Raw genomic sequence first — 21500 nt, 5'->3', positions numbered from 1 at the left:
GTCGAGCGGCCAGTTAAGACACGCTTTTCCCGTATTTGCGTGCGATAACTGGCCACTCGGCGTCAGTCGACGAGGTCATCGGTGGTCCACTCGCGCTGCGGCAGCACATCGCGCAGCAGGCGCAACAGCGCCGGGTTGGTGCTGTCACCCCGCCAGGCGGCATCGAGTTCGACGGGCCGCTCGCGGAAGGCGCCGATGGACCGGAATACCACGCCCTCCGGATGCAGCGTCGCCGCCGACGCTGGCACCAACGCAATCCCGATTCCGGATCGCACCAACACCAGCATGGTGTGCACCTGGGTGACGTACTGGACGTAGCGCGGGGTCGCGCCCGCGATGGTGAAGGTGCTGATCAGCAGGTCGTTGAAGTATCGGGCCTGCACCGGCGAGTACATGACGACGTCCTGACCGTCGAGGTCGTTGAGCGTCAACTGCCTGGCCAGATTCGCCAACGGGTGTCCAACGGGCAGGGCGGCGACGAGTTGTTCGTGCAGTAGCGGGCGCGACACGATCCCCGGCCGCTTCACCGGGGGACGGACCATGCCCAGATCGATCTCGCCCGTCATAAGGCCCTCGAGCTGGACAGCCGTAACCATCTCGCGCAGTTCGAGTTTCACGTCGGGAAGCTGATCCCTGGCGCGCTCGAGCAGGCGGGGCAGCACCGCGTGTGCCGACGCGGCGGTGAAGCCGACCACGACGGTGCCGAGATCTCCTGCCGGGATTCGCTTGACGGTCAGCGCCGCACCCTCGGCCAATTGCAGGATCCGGCGCGCGTCGGGAAGGAACGCGACCCCCGCGGGGGTGAGGGTGACCGACCTGGTGGTGCGATCGATGAGCTGAACGCCGAGCTCGGATTCCAGCTGCTGGATCTGTCTGCTCAGCGGCGGCTGCGTCATGTGCAACCGCTCGGCGGCACGGCCGAAGTGGAGCTCCTCGGCAACGGCGATGAAACAGGACAACCGGGCCAAGGAAAACAAGGCAAACTCCGATGCACTCTCAGTATGAGCTGCCCGAGAACGACGCAGATCAGGTATGAGTGTAGCTACCAGCGCGGACTGCTGGCCTCGAATTCCGGGTGGATGCTCTGCATGTAGCCGGTGTCGTCGCGATTGCGGATGCCACACCGGACGTACTGCTCGTGAAGGGCGCCGAGCGCCTCGTCGTCGATCTCGACGCCAAGGCCTGGCGTGGTCGGCACCGCCACCGCACCATCGCGGATGCCCAGCACCCCCGCCTTGACCACATCCTCGGTCTTCCACGGCCAGTGGGTATCGCAAGCGTAGCTGAGGTTCGGGGTGGCGCCTGCCAGGTGCACCATCGCCGCCAGGCTGATGCCAAGGTGCGAGTTCGAGTGCATCGACAGTCCGAGCCCGAAGGTGTCGCAGATGCCGGCCAGAAGTCGCGACCGCTGCAGGCCACCCCAGTAGTGATGGTCCGAGAGCACCACCTTGACGGAGTCCTTGGCGAGCGCCGGTGCCACGTGATCGAATGCGACGACACACATGTTGGTGGCCAACGGCATCGGCGACTGGGCGGCGACGTCGGCCATGCCGTCCAGGCCGGGGGTCGGGTCCTCCAGGTATTCGAGGATGCCCGCGAGGCCCGCTGCTACCTTCACCGACGTCTGCGGCGTCCACGCGGCATTGGGGTCGAGTCGTAGCGGATGGCCGGGAAAGGCCTCGCGCAGCGCCTCGACGGCCTTCATCTCCTCATCGGGCGGGAATACGCCACCCTTGAGTTTGATTGCCGTGAAACCATATTCGTCGACCATGCGCCTGGCTTGGGCGACGATCCCCGCCGGGTCGAGTGCCTCACCCCAGCTGTCGGGCTGCCCGCCGGGATGGGCCGCCCACTTGTAGAACAGGTACGCGCTGAACGGCACCGCGTCGCGGACCTTGCCGCCGAGAAGGTCGGAGACCGGCCGCCCGGTGGCGTGTCCCTGCACGTCGAGGCAGGCCACCTCGAACGGGGAGAACACCTGATCGACGGCGCTCGCCGAGGTGATCATGCCCGCGGTGCCCACCGCGGCGTCGTCACCTCGAAGCCGGTCGGCGATGGCGGCGCGAATCTCGTTGAGCGCGAAGACGTCCAGGCCGAGGACCGCACCGACTGCTGCTTCGAGCCGGGCCAGGTGCTTGTCGTCGGCGTACGTCTCCCCCAGTCCGACCAGGCCGACGTCGGTGTCCAACTGGATGATCGCGCGCAGCGCGAATGGCTCGTGCACGCCTACCGTGTTGAGTAGCGGCGGGTCGGCGAAGGCGACCGGTGTGATGCGGGCGCCCGTGATGCGGATCGCGCCTGCCGCCATTAGCGCGCGACCGCGAGTTCGTCCGCAATCACCGCGCGTCCCGCCGCAATGATCTGCGCGAGCGCGTCGAGGTCCTCGGGCGACGGCATGATCAGCGGCGGTCGAACCGGTCCTGCCGCAAGGCCTTCCATGGTGACGCCCGCCTTGATCAGCGATACCGCGTAGCCGGGCACCGTATCCCGCAACCGGACCAGCGGGTGGAAGAACTCGCGCAGCAGCGCGGTGACGAGCTCGTCGTCGTCCCGTTCCAGGCCGTCGTAGAAGGCCAGGGCCAACTCGGGGGCGAACGCGAACGTCGCCGACGAGTAGAGGGTGACGCCGATCGCCCGGTACGCCTGTTGCGACACCTCGGCAGTCGGCAGGCCGTTGAAGAACTGGAACGGCTTGCCGGTGGGCTCGAGTGCATCGGTGACGGCACGCACGATGCGGGCCACCAAATCGACGTCGCCGGTACCGTCCTTGAACCCGACCACGGTGGGCAGGTGTGCGACCTCGACCGCCGAAGCCTCGGTGTAGCGGGCATTCCCGCGGTTGTAGACGATCAACGGCAGGTCGGTGGCACCCGCGACGGCGCGGGTGTAGTCCACCAGTCCGCGCTGAGGCATCGTGACCAGGTAGGGCGGCAAGAGAAGCAACCCGTCAGCGGCTGCCTCGGCGGCCGCCTTGGCGAAGATCTTGGCCTGGGCGACCGAACCGCCCGCGCCCGCGTAGACCGGCACCCGGCCACCCGTCGCCTCGACCGCGGTGCGGACGACGCCGGCGAACTCACCGGTCTCGAGGGCGTGGAATTCGCCTGTGCCACAAGCGACGAAGACTCCACCCGGCCCAGCGTCGACACCCTCGGCGACGTGCTCGGCGAGCCTCGCGAGGTCGACGTCACCGCTCTCGGTGAAGGGGGTGACGGGGAAGAAAAGTACGCCGTCCAGCATGTCGTGACTCCTTGGTCGCAATGTCGTTGGTCAGTCTTGGGTGAGTTTGCCGTCGATGCGGCGCCACAGTCCTTCGGGATTTCCATCCGCGATTGCACTGGGCAGCAACGACTTCGGCACGTCCTGATAGCACACCGGCCGAAGGAAGCGCTCGATGGCACGAGCCCCGACGGAGGTCGTCCGCGAGTCCGAAGTCGCAGGTGACGGCCCACCGTGGACCATTGCGTACCCGACCTCGACACCGGTCGGCCAACCGTTGAACAGGATGCGGCCGACCTTCAGCTCCAGCAGCGCGAGCAGGTCGGCGGCCTGGTCGTGATCGGAGTCGTCGGCGTGCAGCGTCGCCGTCAGCTGGCCTTCGAGATGAGCTGCCACCGAGGCCATCTCGTCGGCATCGGCACATCGGACGACCACGCTCGACGCGCCGAACACCTCTGCCTGCAACACCTCCGAGTCCCGGAAGGTCGCGGCATCGGTGCTGAACAGCGCGGCCCGGCACGTCGTCCGGTCATCACCGGCCGCTCCGCGCACGACGAGGTCGGCATCGGAATCGAGCGCAGTGACTCCCCTGGCGTAGCTCGCGGCGATGTTCGGCGTCAGCATTGGGGTGGCCTGCGCCTGCCCGATCGCATCCTTGGCGGCCGCGACGAACGCATCGAGGTCGGGCCCGTCAACGGCGATGACGAGGCCGGGGTTCGTGCAGAACTGTCCCGATCCCATCGTCAGCGACGCGGCGAACGCGCGGCCCAGGTCGGCCCCGCGGCTGGCCAGCGCCCCGTCGAGCAGGAACACCGGGTTGATGGAGCTCATCTCGGCGTAGACGGGGATGGGTTCCTGGCGGGCGGCGGCCGCAGCGACCAAGGCCAGTCCGCCGGAACGTGATCCGGTGAAGCCCACTGCCTTGATCCGCGGATCCGTGACGAGCGCGGTGCCCAGTTCAGGGCCGTCGCCGAACAGCATCGAGAACGTGCCGGTTGGCAGCCCCGACGCTGCGACGGCGGCACTGACGGCGCGGCCGACCAGTTCGGAGGTCCCTGGATGGGCGTCGTGTGCCTTGACGACGACGGGGCACCCCGAAGCAAGGGCTGAGGCGGTGTCACCCCCCGCGACGGAGAATGCGAGCGGAAAGTTGCTGGCGCCGAACACCGCAACGGGTCCGAGCGGTACTGAGCGTTGGCGGAGGTCGGGGCGCGGCAACGGCGTCCGGTCGGGTCGGGCGGGATCTATCCTGGCCTCGTTCCAGCTGCCCTCCCGCAACACCTCGGCGAACAGTCGCAGCTGTCCGGTGGTGCGGCCAACCTCCCCGGCGATGCGCGCCTGGGGCAGGCCAGTCTCGGCAGACGCCCTCGCGACCAGTGCGTCGCGGAGCGCTTCGACGTTGTCGGCGATCTGGTCGAGGAAGGCGGCGCGACGCTCGGAGGTGGTGGCGCGGTACTCGCCGAAGGCGGCGGCCGCCGCAGCACACGCGGCCTCGACGTGCGAGGCGTCGCCATAGCGGTAGCCGGGTTCGAGATCGGTGCCCGCGGCGGGGTCGAAGGCGTGGATCTCGGTCCCGCTGCCCGCTACCAGCTCGCCGGCGATGATCATCCGGCCGATCAGAGTGTCCGTGAGTGCGGTGTCGAATGTCGTCACGCGGTCAACGCTAAGTCTCAGATCAATACGTGTCCAAGACCGATATCGCACCGACTAATGCAGGGCCTGCATTAGTCGGTGGTGCCCGTCAGGCGGACTTGGCGCCGCGCAGCACCAATCGTTGCAGCACGTCCTGACCAAGCCGGCGCAGGTCCACGCGGGGAGACGCGGAAATGAGGGTGACGCCGTCCGCGACGCCCGCCACCTCGATGTCGGAGATCAGCCCGGTCAGCCCATCGACGGTGCCTGCATAGCGCAGTGTCCCGTCGTCGACGGCCGCCAGATCTCGCACCGAACGGAAGTCCGACGCAACCGCCACCGTGATGTCGAGGATCACCTCGACATCGCCGCGATCGGACCGGATCCGCGCGCGCCCGCGCTGGGCCCGCTGAAGGTCAGGCGCCGCCAATCGAACGGCGGGTTCGCCACCGGTCGTCAGCTCGCTCCAGTCGTCTCCAGCCCCATCCACCACGAATAGCCGCACTCCCGCGACGCTAGGCATGCCGTGACGAGCAGGCGATGGTTGCAATCACGTGGAATCCATTGAGATGACGTGCCGCGGCGGTGGGCGAGGCGCGGAGGCTTAGTAGTTTGTACCCGTGACACTGGACCCCCGGCCGGACATCCCCGCGCAGTACCTGTTGTCACCATCGGCGCCGGAACCACGCACGTTGATCGACATCCTGCACGCGACCGCCGAACGTCATCCCGACGCCCCCGCACTCGATGACGGCGACGTACAGCTGACGTATTCGGAGCTGATCGCCGACATCGAGGAGAGCGTGGCGTGGCTGGCCGCGCGGGGGATCGGTCGCGGCGACCGGATCGGCATCCGGATGCCGTCGGGCAGCTACGCGCTCTACGTCGCCATCCTCTCGGCGCTGGCCACCGGCGCCGCCTACGTGCCGGTCGATGCCGACGATCCCCAGGAGCGAGCCGATCTGGTCTTCGGCGAAGCCGGGGTGGTGGCGATCATCACCGAGCAGGGGCTGATCCGCGGACCTGGCTCGTCCCGCGGTTGGCGCGCCGGCAAGCCACTCGTCCGTGACGACGCCTGGATCATCTTCACCTCCGGCTCCACCGGCACCCCCAAGGGCGTGGCGGTGACGCACCGCAATGCCGCCGCGTTCGTCGATGCCGAGGCCATGGTCCTGCTCCGAGACAACCCCATCGGTCCTGGCGACCGGGTGCTGGCGGGCCTCTCCGTGGCGTTCGACGCGTCGTGCGAGGAGATGTGGCTGGCGTGGCGGTACGGCGCGTGTCTGGTGCCCGCTCCCCGCTCGCTGGTACGGAGCGGCATGGACCTGGGTCCGTGGCTGGTGTCGCGCGACATCACGGTGGTGTCGACGGTGCCGACGCTGGCGGCGCTGTGGCCCGCCGAGGCGCTCGAAGCCGTGCGGCTGCTGATCTTCGGCGGCGAGGCATGCCCGCCCGAACTCGCCGACCGGCTGGCGACGGGCCCTGACTCGGCTGGCCGCGAGGTGTGGAACACCTACGGCCCGACCGAGGCGACCGTCGTCGCGTGCCTGGCCCCCCTCGGCAGCGGTCCCGTCAGCATCGGCCTACCGCTGCCGGGCTGGGACCTGGCCGTCGTCGACTCCGGCGGCAACCCGGTCACCCTCGGCGAGGTCGGCGAGCTGGTGATCGGCGGCGTCGGCCTGGCCCGCTACCTCGATCCGGACAAGGACGCCGAGAAGTACGCGCCGATGCCCACCCTGGAGTGGTCGCGCGCCTACCGCAGCGGCGACCTGGTCCGGCTGGAATCGGACGGCCTCTACTTCCAGGGCCGCGCCGACGACCAGGTAAAGGTCGGCGGTCGGCGCATCGAACTCGGCGAGGTCGACTCGGCGTTGATGAACCTGCCCGGCGTCAGCGGCGGTGCGGCCGCCGTCCGGCGGACCCCGAGCGGCACTCCCCTCCTGGTCGGCTACATCGCGAGCGCCGACCCCGAGTTCAATCTCGCGGTCGCCCGCGAAGCGCTTGCCGACTCGCTGCCCGCCGCGCTGGTGCCCAGGCTCGTCCTCCTCGACGAACTGCCGACAAGAACCTCGGGCAAGGTCGACCGCGACGCGCTGCCCTGGCCGTTGGCGAACTCACTCGGCGACACCGGCGACGATCACGACCTCAGCGGCACCACCGGCTGGCTGGCCGGGCTGTGGCGCGACGTGCTCGCCGCCCCGGTCGCCGGACCCGAGGAGGACTTCTTCGCGCTCGGCGGCGGCTCGCTCTCGGCTGCGCAACTGGTGGCCGCGCTGCGAGCGAAGCACCCGGAGGTGACGGTCGCCGACCTGTACGACCACCCCCGGCTCGGCTCGCTGGCCGGTTACCTCGACGAGCTCGACCCTCCGCCTGCCGTCGAAACCCGCGTCGTCGCACCCGTTTCCCGGCTGACGCAGCTCGCGCAGGTCGTCTCATCGGTGCCACTGGCCACGTTGGCGGGCATGCAGTGGGTGGTGTGGCTGGCACTGCTGAACGACGTCGCCGCCAGGTGGCAGCTGCTGCCGTGGGCGGTGACCGTCGACTGGTGGCTGCTGCTGGCGGGCTTCGGGGTCTTCGTCACTCCACTGGGCCGCATGACCATCGCGGTAGTCGGCGCGCGCATCCTCATCGGCAGCCTGGCACCCGGCACCTACCGCCGCGGCGGCACCGTCCACCTGAGGGTCTGGCTCGCCGAGCGCCTCGGGGCGGCGAGCGGTGCCGAAAACCTCGCGGGCGCACCATGGTTGGTGTACTACGCCCGCGCGCTCGGCAATCGGGTGGGCAAGGGTGTCGACCTGCACTCGTCCCCGCCCGTCACCGGAATGCTGACGCTGGGCCATCGCTGCTCCATCGAGCCGGAGGTGGATCTCACCGGCCACTGGATCGACGGTGACCTCTTCCACGTCGGAGCGATCAGCGTCGGCAACGACGCCACCGTCGGCGCCAGGACCACGCTGCTCCCCGGTGCCGTGATCGGCAAGAACGCCGACGTCGCACCGGGATCCGGTGTGGTCGGCAAGGTGAAGGCAGGCCAGTACTGGAAGGGCTCGCCAGCCATGAAGTCCGGCAAGGCACGCCATCCGTGGCCCGACGAGCGACCGCCACGGGCGCCACTCTGGGTGGCGATGTACGGCGTCACCTCGATCCTGCTCGGCGCGGTACCACTGCTGGCCCTCGGCGCGGGGCTCGCCGTGGTGGGCTGGGCCATCCGCGACAGCGTCTCGTTGGCGGACGCGGTCGGGGCCGCGCTCGCCTGGACCCCCGTCGCCACTGTCGTCGCAGTGGTGTTCTACGCGCTGCTGACGGTGCTCGGCGTCCGACTGATGGCGATCGGCCTTCGCGAGGGTTACCACCCAGTGCGCAGCAGGGTCGGTTGGCAGCTGTGGACCACCGAACGATTGATGGACGCCGCCCGCAACTACCTGTTCCCGATCTACGCCAGCCTGCTGACACCGGGCTGGATGAGACTGCTCGGCGCGAAGATCGGCCGTGGCACCGAGATCTCGACGACGCTGATGACCCCGAAGTTCACCGTCGTCGAGGACGGCGCCTTCCTAGCCGACGACACCATGGTCGCTTCCTACGAACTCGGCGGAGGCTGGATTCACATCGCCACGGCGACCATCGGCAAGCGCGCGTTCCTCGGCAACTCGGGCATCACCCAGCCGGGCCGCCGCGTCCCCAACGACGGGCTGGTCGCCGTGCTCAGCGCAACACCACACAAGGCCAAGGCGGGCTCGTCGTGGCTTGGCAGCCCGCCGATCCGGTTGCGCAGGCAACCGACGGCGGCCGACGCGCTGCGCACCTTTCACCCCTCGCACAAACTCAAACTCCTCCGCGGCCTCGTCGAGACGTGCCGGGTGCTGCCGATGATCATCACGTTCGCCATCGGCGTCGCGGTGCTCGGCGGGTTGCAAGCGCTGGCAATCGAATTCGGGTGGCTGTGGACGTCACTCGCCTGCGGGCTGGTGTTGCTGGTCACCGGCGCGGTGGCGGGCACCATCGCCGTGCTCGCCAAGTGGCTGTGGGTGGGGCGCATCGCGGCGAAGGAACATCCGCTGTGGTCGTCGTTCGTGTGGCGAAACGAAGTGTCCGACACGTTCGTCGAGACGGTGGCCGCGCCATGGTTCGCCAGGGCGGCAAGCGGAACTCCGGTGATGAATCTGTGGCTGCGGGCCCTTGGCGCCTCGATCGGTCGCGGAGTCTGGTGCGAGACGTACTGGCTGCCGGAGGCGGACCTGGTCACCGTGGGCAAGGGCGCCACCGTCAGCCGCGGTTGCGTCGTCCAAACCCACCTGTTCCACGATCGGATCATGCGACTCGACACCGTCACCGTGGAGGACGGGGCGACGCTCGGGCCGCACTGCGTGGCACTGCCTGCCTCGAAGATCGGGGCGGGTGCCACCGTCGGCCCCGCGTCGCTGGTGATGCGCGGCGACGAGGTGCCGCCGTCGTCGCGCTGGCAGGGCAACCCGATCGCGCCGTGGGGCCCGAAGCGAAAGAAGCGTGGCGCCTCGGGCGCCAAGACCACCAAGAACGCCGGAGAAGACGCCGCGTGACGCGTTTCAAGAAGTCGGGAGGGGCAACCCCACCCGTCATCGACCCCTACCTTCCCGGCAACGGCAACTTCGGCTACCGAGTCTCGCGCTACGAACTCGACCTCGAGTACAAGGTCAACATCAACCGGCTCGCCGGCACCGCCACCATTACCGCGGTGACACTTGCGTCGCTGAAGGCCTTCAGCCTGGATCTGTCGGACGCGCTTGCCGTGTCGAAGGTTTCGGTGAACGGCCACCGGCCCGCGAACTTCGGCCGCACCCGCGGAAAACTGAACATCACGCTGTCCTCGGCCCTGCCCGCCGGTGCCGCACTCTCGATCACCGTGCGCTACGGGGGCACCCCGAAACCCATCCAATCCCTGTGGGGTGAAGTCGGATTCGAGGAGCTGACCAGTGGCGCACTGGTCGCAGGTCAGCCCAACGGCGCGGCATCCTGGTTCCCGTGCGATGACCATCCGAGCAGCAAGGCCAGCTACCGCGTCGCGATTTCGTGCGAGAACCCCTACTTCGCGTTGGCCAACGGCAAGCTGGAGTCCCGCCGGACCAGGGCCGCGATGACCACCTGGACCTACGAGCAGCCCGAGCCCACCTCGACGTATCTGATGACGCTGCAGATCGGACCCTACGAACATCACCGGCTCGCCAAGTCGCCGGTGCCGATGAACGCCGTTCTGCCGCAACGCTTGCGCAACGACTTCGAACACGACTTCGGACGTCAGCCCCAGATGATGAAGCTCTTCGTCAAGCTGTTCGGCCCCTACCCGCTGTCGAACGGTTACACCGTGGTGGTCACCGACGACGATCTCGAGATTCCACTTGAGGCACAAGGTATTTCGATCTTCGGCGCCAATTTTTGCGATGGCAGCCGCCACGCCGAGAGGTTGATCGCGCACGAGCTCGCGCACCAGTGGTTCGGCAATTCGGTCACCGCCAGACGCTGGCGGGACATCTGGCTGCACGAGGGCTTCGCCTGCTACGCCGAGTGGTTGTGGTCCGAGGAATCCGGCGGCCGCACCGCTGACGAGCACGCCCGCCACTACCACCATCGCCTACAGAACTCGCCGCAGGATCTGCTGCTGTCGGACCCGGGGCCGCGGGACATGTTCGACGACCGGGTCTACAAGCGCGGTGCGCTCACCCTGCACGTGCTGCGCACTGCCATCGGCGATGAGAACTTCTTCAAGCTGTTGCAGGACTGGACGACTCGGCACCGCCACGGCACTGCGGTCACCGACGACTTCACCGGGCTTGCCGCCAACTACGCCGACGATTCGTTGCGCCCGCTGTGGCGGGCATGGCTGTACTCGACCGACGTCCCAGACCTGTGACCGACGGCGCGGTCTCGATCCCGTCCAGCGGACCGGCGGACCCCTCCCAGGGGCCCGTCACCAGGAGCAGCGTCATCCGGGTCGGCGCGGCAACGGTCATCAGCGCGCTGTGCGGATATGCGGTGCTCTACCTCGCCGCGCGGAACCTCGAACCGGCCGGCTTCTCGGTCTTCGCGGTGTTCTGGGGCGCCTTCGGACTGTTCGCGGGCGCCTCCAACGGGCTGCTTCAGGAGTCGACGCGCGAGGTCCGCCAGGCCAGACAGTTGGGGAACTTCGACGGACCCCGCTCCAGCCCCGCTCGCGTCGCGGCGGGTGTCGGCTTGGTGTCTGCGGTCGCGATCGTCGGCACCTCGCCGCTGTGGTCCTGGCACGTATTCGCCGAGTCCCGGCTGCTGAGCGTCGCCCTGCTGGCCGGCGGGCTGGCCGGATTCTGCGTGCACGCCACGCTGCTTGGCATGCTGGCAGGAGTCGACCGCTGGTCGCAGTACGGGACGCTCATCGTCGGGGACGCCGCCATGCGGGTGACCGTCGCCACGATCACGTTCCTGCTCGGCTGGGGCCTCGTCGGCTACCTGTGGGCGACGGTCGCCGGGGCCTTCGCGTGGTTGTTGCTGCTGCTGGCGTCCCCGTCCTCCCGCGCCGCGGCCCGCCTCGTCACGCCAGGCACGACGGCAGTCTTTCTGCGCGGCGCGTCGCACTCGATCGCGGCGGCGGGGGCCAGCGCGATCCTGATCATGGGTTTCCCCGTGCTGCTCAAGGCGACGTCGGCGGACCTCGGAGCGGCCGGCGGGGTCGTCATCCTCGGGGTCACCCTGACTCGGGCGCCACTGCTGGTGCCCCTGACGGCAATGCAGGGGAATCTGATCGCGCACTTCGTTGACCAACGGCAACGCCGGCTGCGGTCGTTGGTGGCGCCGGTGGCCGTCTTGGCCATTCTCGGCGCCGCGGCGGTCCTGGTCGCCGGACTCTTGGGGCCATGGCTGCTGCGCACTGCCTTCGGACCCGGCTATCAGTTGGGCGGCGCACTGCTGGCCTGGTTCACCGCCGCGGCGGTCATGATCGCGCTGCTGACGCTGACCGGTGCCGCGACGGTCGCCGCGGCATTGCACCGGGCGTACGCCGTCGGATGGATCAGCGCGACGCTGGCGTCGACGGTGCTGCTGCTCCTGCCTTGGCCGTTGGAGACCCGCACCGTGGCGGCACTGCTGTGCGGTCCGTTGGTCGGAATCGCCGTGCACGTCGTCGCGCTGGCCAGAGTGCCCGCGACGTAACCGTGTAGTTTTCGGATTGACATGCGAGGCAACCCCTACGACAGCCGTTATGAAGGCGTGTGGATCGTGATCCCGGCCTTCAACGAGGCGACCGTCATCTCCGACGTCGTCGCCGACGTTCGTTCCGTCTTCGACAACGTGGTGTGCGTCGACGACGGCAGCCGCGACGACACCGCCGACCAGGCGTGGCAGGCCGGCGCGCACGTCGTGCGTCACCCCGTCAACCTCGGTCAGGGCGCCGCGATCCAGACCGGCATCGAGTACGCCCGCAGCCGACCGGGCGCAAAGGTCTTCGCCACCTTCGACGCCGACGGCCAGCACCGCGTGCAGGACGTGCTGCGGATGATCGACCGTCTGCGCGCAGAAGATCTCGACATCGTGGTTGGCACCCGCTTCGCAGACAGCACGCCGAACAACATGCCTGCGTTGCGACGCGTGCTGTTCCCGTTGATCGCCAAACTCAGCCCAAGCAGTCGCAAGCTCGGACTGACCGACGCCCACAACGGTCTGCGGGTGTTCAACAAGACCGTCGCCGACGGGCTCAACCTGACGATGAGCGGCATGGCGCACGCCAGCGAGATCGTCGCCGTGATCGGCGAAAACGGTTGGCGGGTGGCCGAAGAACCCGTCGAGATTCTGTACACCGACTATTCGATGTCGAAGGGTCAGCCGCTGGTGAACGGCGTCAACATCATCTTCGACGGGCTGCTGCGGAAGAGGATGCGCCGATGAACTGGATTCAAGTTCTGCTGATCGTGGCAATCGTCACGCTGCTGGTGTACCTGCTGCGGTCGCGGCGCAGCGCGCAAGCCAAGGCGTGGGTGAAGGTCGGTTACGTCCTGTTCGTCCTCGCCGCCGTGTACGCGATCGTCCGACCCGACGACACCACGGTGGTGGCGAACTGGCTCGGCGTCGCCCGCGGAGCCGATCTGCTCGAGTACGCGCTGATCGTGGCCTTCCTGTTCACCACGATCAGCACCTACATGCGCTTCAAGGATCTCGAGCTGAAGTACGCGCAGCTCGCCCGCGCGGTCGCGCTCGAAGGCGCGCGCGTCCCCGAAACCCGCTAACCCCGAACTTGGGTGCGCCTACCGGCGGAGAGCGCCGGTGCGCACGCCGAAATCACTCGAGTTGGACGCGGAAGAAGTCGACCGTCCGTGCGATGCCGTCGGCGAGCGGCACCTCCGGCGCCCACCCGAGAACGGCCTTGGCCCGGCTGTTGTCGAGGCACGACCGCCGAACGTCGCCGAGGCGCGGTGGATGCAGCTCGGGCTCGTCGGGCGCACCGGCTGCCGCGGCGATTGCCGTGTGAAGTTGACGTGTCGAGGTCTCGACTCCGGTGCCGGTGTTGAAGCGCAGCCCGCTGCCCGCCTCGCCGCCCGCTCTCACGAACGCGTCGACCACGTCGTCGACGAACACGTAGTCACGGGTGTCGGAGCCGTCACCGAAGATCTTCGTCGACCTACCCGAGAGCAGGGCCTTGGCGAAGATCGCGACGACGCCCGCCTCGCCGTGGGGATCCTGCCGTGGCCCGTAGACGTTGGCGGGCGCGATGAACGAGCAGTCCAGGTCGTACAGATTGCGGAACATGTTGAGGTACACCTCGCCGCAGACCTTGCTGGCGGCATAGGGCGACGCCGGGTTGACGGGCACGTCCTCGCTGGTCGGGTAGACCGGTGGGACGCCGTAGACCGAGCCGCCCGAACTGGTGTGGACGATCTTGCGAACCCCCGCCCTGCGCGCCGCCTCGGCGAGTCGCACCGTGCCGACGACGTTGACGCTGGAGTCGAACTGCGCGTCCTCGACCGAGCGTGAGACCGAGATCTGCGCCGCCAGGTGAAAGATCACCTCGGGGTTGGTGTCGGCGATCAAACCGAGCAGGTCGGCGTCGACGATGTCGGCCTTGGCGAACTCGTAGGTGTCATGGCGCTCCGCACCGACGATGTTGACGCTGTTGCCCGAGCTGAGGTCGTCAACGCCGATGACTGTGTGACCGTCGGCGAGCAGTCGATCTACCAGCGTTGATCCGATGAAGCCTGCGGCCCCGGTGACGAGTGTGCGCACCGGGTCACCATACCGACGCCGAGGAGCGGTCCGTACAGTCGGCAGCGGTGATTCGGCGGGCGTGGGCAGGACTCCTTCGGCGACCCGGGGACCATTGGGTAGACTGGGCCGCCGTTTTGCTGATCGTGGCGCAGACGGCAGCCCGTGCGGTGCTGGCGTTCCATGGCTATTTCTACTGGGACGACCTGATCCTGATCGCCAGGGCAGGCACCCACAACCTGCTGGCGCCGGCGTATCTATTCGACGATCACGACGGCCACGTCATGCCCGCCGCCTTCCTCGTCGCGGGCGGCATCGCCAAGCTCGCCCCGTTCAGCTGGATCGGTCCCGCCATCAGCCTGGTGGTGTTGCAGCTCGTGGCGTCGCTGGCGATGCTTCGCGCGCTGCACGTGATTCTCGGGTGGCGGCCGGTGCTGCTGATCCCGCTGACCTTCGCGCTCTTCACCCCGCTGGCGCTGCCTGCGTTCGCCTGGTGGGCGGCCGCCCTGAATGCGCTGCCGATGATCGCGGCCATGGCGTGGGTCTGCGCCGACGCGATCCTGTTGATCCGGACCGGCAATCAGCGCTATGCGCTCACCGGCACTGCCGTGTTCTTCCTCGGGCTGCTGTTCTTCGAGAAGGCCGCGGTCATTCCCTTCGTCGCGTTTGCCGTCACGGCACTGCTGGCCTACGCGCTTGGCGACCGAGCGGCGTGCAAGACGGTGTGGCACGGCGGTTTTCGACTGTGGACGGCCTCTGGGGTACTGACGGCCGGATGGATCGGCGTCTATCTGGTCGTCGTCGACCAACGCCGCTGGACACTCGACATCCCCATGACCGGAGACCTGCTGGCGCGGTCAATGACACACGGCATCGTGCCTGCCCTGATCGGTGGACCGTGGCAGTGGGAGCGTTGGGCACCGTCGTCGCCGTGGGCGTTGCCGCAGTGGCCCGTGATGGTGGTCGGCTGGCTGGTGCTGGCGGCCGTCGTCGCCGTGTCCGTCGCACGCAAGGAACACGCCCGCACGCTCTGGCTGGCCGCGTTGGCGTATGCCGCGGCCTGTCAGCTGCCGATATACCTCATGCGGTCGTCGCGATTCACCGCCATCGAGTTGGCCCAGACGCTGCGCTATCTTCCCGACCTGGCCGTGGTGCTGGCGTTGTTGGCCGCCATCGGGTTCTGTGCGCCGAATCGGGCGTCGTCGGCCCGGCTGGACGCCTCGCGTACGCGCGCTGCGGTGGTCGTCTCCTGCGCAGCTCTCTTCGTGGTCAGCTGCGGGTACTCGACCGTCACGTTCACGACGCGATGGCTCGACAATCCGACCCGCTCCTACGTCGCCAACGTGCTGGCCAGCCTTGCCGAGGCCGACGCCGCCACCACGGCACCGCTGCTCGACCAGGAGGTCGATCCGCTGATCCTGCAACGCTTCGCGTGGCCGGACAATCTGTTCAGTCACGTGTTCGCCCTCGTGCAGAACCGACCCGAGTTCAGCACCAGCACAACGAATCTGCGTACCTTCGACCGGAAGGGTCACCTGGTCGACGCCCAGGTGACGTGGGTGCGCCACACCTTGCCAGGGCCGAAGCCCCAGTGCGGCTACCTCGTTCAGCCCGACGCTCCCGTCCGGATGCCGCTCGACGGCCCGATGCTGCCTACGGAGTGGACGGCCGAGATCAACTACCTGGCCAACAGCGACGGTTCGATGACGTTCGCGCTGTCCGACGGTGACGCGACCAGGGTGCCGGTGCACCCCGGACTCAACCGCGTCTTCGTCCGGCTGTCCGGTGCCGGGGACGCGGTCGTCGCCAGCGCCAACACCTCCGCATTGTCGGTGTGCCTGGCGTCCGGCCCGGTGGGGTACGTAGCACCACCCTAAGGTGGTAAGCATGACTAACTTACGGGACGAGGGCCTGAAGGTATTCCGCGAGTTGTTACCAGGCGTCCTCCCCGAAGGAGACGTCGACTTCGGGCAGGACGGCTTCGCGCCAGAACTGATGGACATCGGCGTCGAGAGCGTCTTCGGCAGGCTGTGGACGCGCGACGGCCTCGGCCGCCGCGATCGGAGCCTCGTCACGCTGGGCATGCTCATCGCGTTGCGCGCTACCGACGAACTCGAAGCGCACTTCAAGATCGCGCGCACCAACGGCCTGACGGACGAGGAACTGGCCGAGGTGATTTACCACGCCAGCGGGTACGCGGGCTTCCCCGCAGCGTCCTCGGCGCGGAACGCCGCCGTGAGGGCGCTCGCCGAGGACTGATCGCCTGGGTTTGAACGAGGGCCGCCTCCGTGGGATCGAATCGTCCACCCCATGGAGGCGATCATGAACCGACGGCCGAGTCCCGCCCTTGGCGGATCGCCTTGGTGACCTGGCTGAGGTTGAACTGCCACCGCTCCACCAGTCGGAAGCCGAGTTCACGCGGAACCCAGAAGGCATTCGCCGTCGCAAATCGCGGACCGGGCGGAAGTGCGAATCCCGCCTCGTGCGCCGCCAGTGTTGAATCTTTCTGCGAGACAGTCCATATCGTCGAGCATCTCGCAATCCGGTAGGCAACTGTGAACGGCGCGAGATTTTCGTCCCAAAGAGTGCCCATCGAGGTCGCCGATCGGCCGGCCCCCACATCGACGAGATCTTCATAGGCGTCGGGCCGGGCTTGAACGAGCGGTCGGATCGGACCCGGCTCCCAGTCGACTGTGTCGTCGAGCAGCAAGCAATCGCCCGGCGATGCCTGCCTGGCGATCAAATCGGCCACCGCGCTGTAGTCCATTCCCGTCTTGGCGTAATCCCCACGCTGTCGGACATAGTTCGGAATCGAGACCAGCGCGAGGATGGAGATGATCAAAGCGATACCCGTTCGCCTCTGCCCGATGCCGACCGCGCAGATGGCAAGCGCTAGAGCTATGGCCGGCGAAGTGAAGGTTAGGTAGCGATCCACATAAAGAGGTTGCGACACCGCGGATACGGCCAAGATGACGGTCGTGGGAATGGCGGACCAACCGGCGCATAAGAGGAGCAGTTGGCCGCTTGCCGGTATTGAGCTGCATCGCCGCCTAAAAAACGGTACGAGCACCGTCACGGTAATCAGCACGCCGACGCTAGCAGCGAACGGTATCGAGTATTCGAAATACTGATTGACCAAGACATCGACGATGGTGTCATCGCTCAGCGGCGCGATCCAGCTCAGCTGATTTGACTGTCCCTTCAAGAAGAGCAAGTAGGGCACGAGTAGTGCGCACGTTGCGCCGACGGCAATTAGCCACGCACCGTACTGTCGTCGCGCTGCCCGCAGAACCAGCAAGGTGAATCCATGAACGACGACCATCAGCACCAAGTAGACGTTCAGCAGTGCCGATAACGCCAATAGGACCGCGTACAGGAGCCAGCTCGAGACCCGGTCGCGCCGCACGGCAATGACCAGCACAACGGTTAACCAGACCGCTGCCGCGCACGTGAGGCCATATGGGCGCGCTTCGATTCCAGCCGCCGTCGTGCGCGGGAGGATGGCGAATATGATCCCCGCACAAACGGCTATTGCCCGCGTTGACAACAACCGCGCCAAGACAACCAGTCCGCCGGCCGCGACACCAACTGCGACCCAGCTCGGCACACGCGCCCAGAACTCGGTTCGAGGCACGAGATCGAACCAGCCGTGCATCATCAAGTAGTAGAAGGGATGGGCTGCGTCGCTGTCTTCGATGAGCCGCGCAAGTTCGGGCAGGGTGCGGGTCGCACCTGAAATGGTCGCCGCCTCGTCGTACCAGAATGACGGGTTGCCGGCGCCGACCGCGCTGATCACCGCCGCGACGATTCCGATCAGCAGAGCATCCGCGGTGCCACCAACGATCGGTACCGCCCAAGGCGGGGTCCGCCTCTGCTCAGCCGGCTTGCCGCGCTCCCCTGTGTCGGTGTCAGGTTCACCCGTCGCGGCCATTGAAAACGGGACTTTAGCCCACCACCCTGCCGTATTTACTTCATTTGCTCGACCCGTCGGTTGAGGCTGCAGCCAACTCATCACCCTGTTCAGCTACGGGCGGCGGCAACTCTCACGTCACCGCGGTACTCCAAGTCATCCGCGACATCGCGGGAGGAACAGCAACAAGCGACTCACCGCGCAGCCTCAGTAGCTCCGCCCGACCGCACACTGGCGACGGTTGCCAAAAGTCGTTCGCCTTGGCGATATTGAAAGTTGACCCTGGCCTGGTCCCTTCGCAAAAGGGTGGCGGTCCGGCCGCCGGGTTCAAGTCGCGGTCGTGCTGACTTGTCACACGTCACGCCCCACTGCGCCGACGGAGCCGAGCACCGAGGAGCAGTCATTCCGTCCCAGCCCGTTATTTGTCTGGGCCGCCTCCGGGAATCGAACCCGGGACCTTCTCATTACGAGTGAGACGCTCTACCGACTGAGCTAAGGCGGCAATTGCCGCTAGGGCGGGACGAGTCTACGTGAGCGGGTGCCCGGTACCCAATTCGCTTCGTCAAAGCTGCGAACGTCAGCCGCGCAGGGCCTGCCCGACGGTGGCCACCAGGGCGTCCACCGCGAATTTCGGCTTGACGTTCACCGCCAGCGCGTCGCGGCATTCGAGCACCGCCTCGATGCAGCGGAGCAGTCGATCGGGCGGAACGTGCGCTGCCATCGCCGCGACCTTGTCCGCCATGTCCGGGTGATTGGCTTGGATGGCATCGGCCCCTGAGGACACCAGCAGCGCGTCGCGGAAGTACGTCGCCAGGTCGATCAGGGCACGGTCCAAGGCGTCGCGCGACGCCCGTGTCTGCCGCGACTTCTGGCGCTTCTCAAGATCTTTCAAGGCTCCGGCGGCACCCCGCAGGGCACCCGCGGCGCCCTTTCCCGTGCCGCCGGCACCGAGGGCCGTCCGCAGCTCCTCGGTCTCGGCCTCGTTGCGGTCACCCGTGAGAGCCTTCGCCTCGTCCTCCGCGGTGGCCACCAACTCCTCGGCGGCCGCGTAGGCCCGCGCCGGCGTCGCCGCGTCACGGGCCAGACCGAGTGCGCGTTCCCTGCGCGTCCTGGCCTGATCGTCGGTGGCCAAGCGGCGCGCCCGGCCGACGTGACCGCCGCTGACCGACGCCGCCCACCTGGCGTCCTTCTCGTCCAAACCGTCGTTGTCGATCAGCACCCTGGCGATCGCATCGAGGGGTGGGGTGACCAACGCCACGTGGCGACAGCGCGACCGCAGGGTGATCGCGATGTCCTCGGGATCGACCGACGGCGCACACAGAAGGAAGACCGTCGACGCCGGCGGCTCCTCCACCACTTTGAGGAGCGCATTGGCAGCGCCTTCGGTGAGCCGGTCGGCGTCCTCGACCACGACGACCTGCCAGCGCCCGGTACTTGGCCGCCGCGACGCGATCTGGACGATGTCGCGCATCTCCCTGACGCCGATGGACAGGCCCTCGGGGATGATCCGCCGCACGTCACCGTGAGTGCCGGCCATCGTGGTGGTGCAGGCGCGGCATTCGCCGCACCCCGGCACACCGTCGGAGGTGCACTGCAGGGCCGCGGCGAAGCACACCGCCGCGATGGATCGGCCGGAGCCGGGCGGCCCGGTGATCAGCCACGCGTGCGTCATGCGGCCACCCATGGCACCCGCGGCCAGCGGGTTGTGAGCCGAATCACCGCGAGCCGCCTGCGCGGCAGCAACCAGCTCGGCTTCGACGGCGTCCTGACCGACCAGACGCGAGAAAACACCGCTCATCGAGAGGTCACCCTAGTGCTCCGGGGCGACACTCGGCGAAGACGCCGGTGAACAGCGCCCGTATCGGTCCCCGGGGACCGATACGGTTGTCGAATGACCGCGCAGGCACCACCGATCGGGCGAATCACCGCATTCGTTCGGTGGGTGGCGCGCACGCCGTGGCCGGTCTTCGGCCTCGGCATGCTGCAGGCCGACATCATCGGCGCGCTGTTCGTGCTCGGGTTCCTGCGGTTCGGCCTGCCCTCGGAGGACCGCATCCAGCTGGGCGACCTCCCCACGCTCAACCTGGCCATCTTCCTTGGCTACCTCTTCCTTTCGTTCAACGTCGGCGCGTGGATCACCCTGCGACTGCTGCTCCCGGTGATCCGGTGGCAGCGTCGGGATGGGCTGCTGGGAACCAGCGACCCACTCGTCACCGATCTGGCTCGGGTCCGGGCCCTGCGGATGCCCTACTACCGGTCCGTCATCAGCGTCTCCAACTGGTGCCTCGGCTCGATCGTCTTCATCGTCGCCAGCTGGCCCGTGGCCAGCCGCTCCGCCCCCGTCGTTGCCGTCGCCACGGCCCTCGGTGCCACCGCCACGGCGATCATCGGTTACCTGCAGTCCGAGCGCGTACTGCGGCCGGTCGCCGTCGCCGCACTGCGGGGCGGCGTGCCGGAGAGCTTCCGGGCGCCGGGCGTGATCCAACGTCAGGTGCTCACCTGGGTGCTGTCGACGGGCGTGCCCGTCCTCACCATCGTGTTGGCACTGGTGGCCAGCAAGTTCGAGATCCTCACCGCGCCAGCAGAGCGGCTCAACACCCCGCTGCTGTTGCTGGCGATCGCCGCGCTGATCATCGGGCTGGCGGGCACGGTACTCGTCTCCATGTCCATCGCCGACCCCCTGCGCCAATTGCGTTGGGCCCTCGGGGAAGTGCAGCGCGGCAACTACAACGCCCACATGCAGATCTACGACGCCAGCGAACTGGGGCTGCTGCAAGCCGGTTTCAACGACATGGTCCGCGATCTCGCCGAACGGCAACGGCTTCGGGACCTGTTCGGTCGCTACGTTGGCGAAGACGTCGCTCGTCGTGCACTCGAACGCGGCACCGAGTTGGGCGGCCAGGAACGCGACGTCGCCGTCCTCTTCGTCGATCTGGTCGGGTCCACCCAGTTGGCATCGACCCGACCGGCGGCCGAGGTCGTCAGCCTGCTCAACGAGTTCTTCCGCGTCATCGTCGACAGCGTCAACCGGCACGGCGGCTTCGTCAACAAGTTCCAGGGCGACGCCGCACTCGCCATCTTCGGCGCGCCGATCGAGCACCCCGACGCCTCCGGTGCCGCCCTGGCCGCGTCCCGCGAACTGCACGACGGGCTCCTAGAGGTGTTGGGCCAGACCGACTTTGGCATCGGCGTTTCCGCCGGTCGGGCCATCGCCGGTCACATCGGCGCCCAGGCGCGCTTCGAGTACACCGTGATTGGCGACCCCGTCAACGAGGCCGCTCGCCTCACCGAGTTGGCGAAGCTCGAAGAAGGCCATGTGCTGGCGTCGGCCATCGCCGTCAGCGGTGCCCTCGATGCGGAGGCGTTGTGCTGGGACGTCGGGGAGATCGTCGAACTGCGCGGCCGTCGCGCTCCGACGCAGTTGGCACGGCCGTTGAATCTCGCCGTGCCCGGCCAGCTTCCGCGCTAGCTGGGTTTGACGGCCTTCTTGGCGGCTGCCTTCTTGGCAGGCGCCTTCTTGGCGGCCTTCTTCGCGGGCGCC

Annotated in this window: 16 protein-coding genes and 1 tRNA gene; 8 read left to right on the top strand and 9 right to left on the bottom strand. The window is 67.9% G+C overall.

All coding sequences use genetic code 11. The features are described 5' to 3' along the window. Positions 1-62 precede the first annotated feature (62 nt). The 5 genes from QOD90_RS19970 to QOD90_RS19950 all read right to left on the bottom strand — a co-directional run bounded on the left by QOD90_RS19970 (position 63) and on the right by QOD90_RS19950 (position 5371). Complete coding sequence (locus QOD90_RS19970) at positions 63-977, bottom strand: LysR substrate-binding domain-containing protein (protein ID WP_526352565.1); 915 nt, start codon at positions 975-977, stop codon at positions 63-65. A gap of 65 nt (positions 978-1042) precedes the next feature. Next, positions 1043-2308 (bottom strand): glucarate dehydratase family protein, encoded by a 1266-nt coding sequence (locus QOD90_RS19965; RefSeq protein WP_526352564.1) that lies wholly within the window; start codon positions 2306-2308, stop codon positions 1043-1045. Further along, positions 2308-3237, bottom strand: a complete 930-nt coding sequence (locus tag QOD90_RS19960) for a 5-dehydro-4-deoxyglucarate dehydratase (RefSeq protein ID WP_526352563.1) — start codon at positions 3235-3237, stop codon at positions 2308-2310. Before QOD90_RS19960 ends, QOD90_RS19965 begins: the two co-directional genes overlap by 1 nt. Before the next feature lie 30 nt (positions 3238-3267). Beyond that, a complete protein-coding gene (locus QOD90_RS19955; protein ID WP_526352574.1) occupies positions 3268-4824 on the bottom strand; it encodes an aldehyde dehydrogenase (NADP(+)) in 1557 nt (518 codons plus the stop codon). A gap of 133 nt (positions 4825-4957) precedes the next feature. Beyond that, positions 4958-5371, bottom strand: a complete 414-nt coding sequence (locus QOD90_RS19950; RefSeq protein WP_526352562.1) for a hypothetical protein — start codon at positions 5369-5371, stop codon at positions 4958-4960. Between the two features lie 103 nt (positions 5372-5474). Here QOD90_RS19950 and QOD90_RS19945 point away from each other — a divergent pair, with 103 nt between their 5' ends. From QOD90_RS19945 to QOD90_RS19925, 5 genes are read left to right on the top strand one after another with little or no spacing between them, the layout of a single operon-like run. After that, positions 5475-9407 carry a Pls/PosA family non-ribosomal peptide synthetase gene (locus QOD90_RS19945; protein ID WP_526352573.1) on the top strand — a complete coding sequence of 1311 codons (3933 nt, stop codon included), beginning with the start codon at positions 5475-5477 and terminating at the stop codon, positions 9405-9407. Continuing rightward, the gene (locus QOD90_RS19940) at positions 9404-10735 is read left to right on the top strand and encodes a M1 family metallopeptidase (protein ID WP_526352561.1); all 1332 of its coding nucleotides are present in this window, start codon (positions 9404-9406) and stop codon (positions 10733-10735) included. Before QOD90_RS19945 ends, QOD90_RS19940 begins: the two co-directional genes overlap by 4 nt. Then, a complete protein-coding gene (locus QOD90_RS19935) occupies positions 10702-12006 on the top strand; it encodes a lipopolysaccharide biosynthesis protein (protein ID WP_526352560.1) in 1305 nt (434 codons plus the stop codon). The genes QOD90_RS19940 and QOD90_RS19935 overlap by 34 nt, the downstream gene beginning before the upstream one ends. A gap of 21 nt (positions 12007-12027) precedes the next feature. Beyond that, positions 12028-12738: a polyprenyl-phospho-N-acetylgalactosaminyl synthase PpgS gene (gene ppgS, locus QOD90_RS19930; protein WP_526352559.1), complete on the top strand. Its 711-nt coding sequence runs from the start codon at positions 12028-12030 to the stop codon at positions 12736-12738. Then, entirely contained in the window at positions 12735-13076 is a 342-nt protein-coding gene (locus QOD90_RS19925) for a DUF2304 domain-containing protein (RefSeq protein WP_526352558.1), read from the top strand. Before ppgS ends, QOD90_RS19925 begins: the two co-directional genes overlap by 4 nt. A 52-nt stretch (positions 13077-13128) precedes the next feature. Here QOD90_RS19925 and QOD90_RS19920 read toward each other — a convergent pair whose 3' ends face one another. Continuing rightward, positions 13129-14070 carry an NAD-dependent epimerase/dehydratase family protein gene (locus tag QOD90_RS19920; RefSeq protein ID WP_526352557.1) on the bottom strand — a complete coding sequence of 314 codons (942 nt, stop codon included), beginning with the start codon at positions 14068-14070 and terminating at the stop codon, positions 13129-13131. Positions 14071-14195: 125 nt separating this feature from the next. Between QOD90_RS19920 and QOD90_RS19915 the strand changes: the two genes are divergently transcribed. Next, positions 14196-15926 (top strand): hypothetical protein, encoded by a 1731-nt coding sequence (locus QOD90_RS19915; protein ID WP_526352556.1) that lies wholly within the window; start codon positions 14196-14198, stop codon positions 15924-15926. A gap of 10 nt (positions 15927-15936) precedes the next feature. Next, positions 15937-16308, top strand: coding sequence for a carboxymuconolactone decarboxylase family protein (locus tag QOD90_RS19910; RefSeq protein WP_526352555.1), 372 nt, complete (start codon positions 15937-15939; stop codon positions 16306-16308). Between the two features lie 61 nt (positions 16309-16369). On the opposite strand, the gene QOD90_RS19905 is transcribed toward QOD90_RS19910, so the two are convergent. The 3 genes from QOD90_RS19905 to QOD90_RS19895 form a co-directional block, all read right to left on the bottom strand. After that, entirely contained in the window at positions 16370-17980 is a 1611-nt protein-coding gene (locus QOD90_RS19905; RefSeq protein ID WP_526352554.1) for a glycosyltransferase family 39 protein, read from the bottom strand. A gap of 408 nt (positions 17981-18388) precedes the next feature. After that, positions 18389-18461 (bottom strand) — tRNA-Thr (locus tag QOD90_RS19900). A 75-nt stretch (positions 18462-18536) separates the two neighbouring features. Beyond that, positions 18537-19757 (bottom strand): DNA polymerase III subunit delta', encoded by a 1221-nt coding sequence (locus QOD90_RS19895; RefSeq protein WP_526352553.1) that lies wholly within the window; start codon positions 19755-19757, stop codon positions 18537-18539. 93 nt (positions 19758-19850) lie between these two features. On the opposite strand from QOD90_RS19895, the gene QOD90_RS19890 reads away from it, so the two are divergent. Then, positions 19851-21428, top strand: coding sequence for an adenylate/guanylate cyclase domain-containing protein (locus tag QOD90_RS19890; RefSeq protein WP_526352552.1), 1578 nt, complete (start codon positions 19851-19853; stop codon positions 21426-21428). Positions 21429-21500: the final 72 nt, after the last annotated feature.

The sequence above is a fragment of the Mycobacterium sp. genome, from assembly GCF_032161845.1.
Lineage (GTDB): Bacteria > Actinomycetota > Actinomycetes > Mycobacteriales > Mycobacteriaceae > Mycobacterium.
The sequence above is the reverse complement of the archived record's forward strand: the minus strand, read 5'-3'. Positions and strand labels throughout refer to the sequence as shown.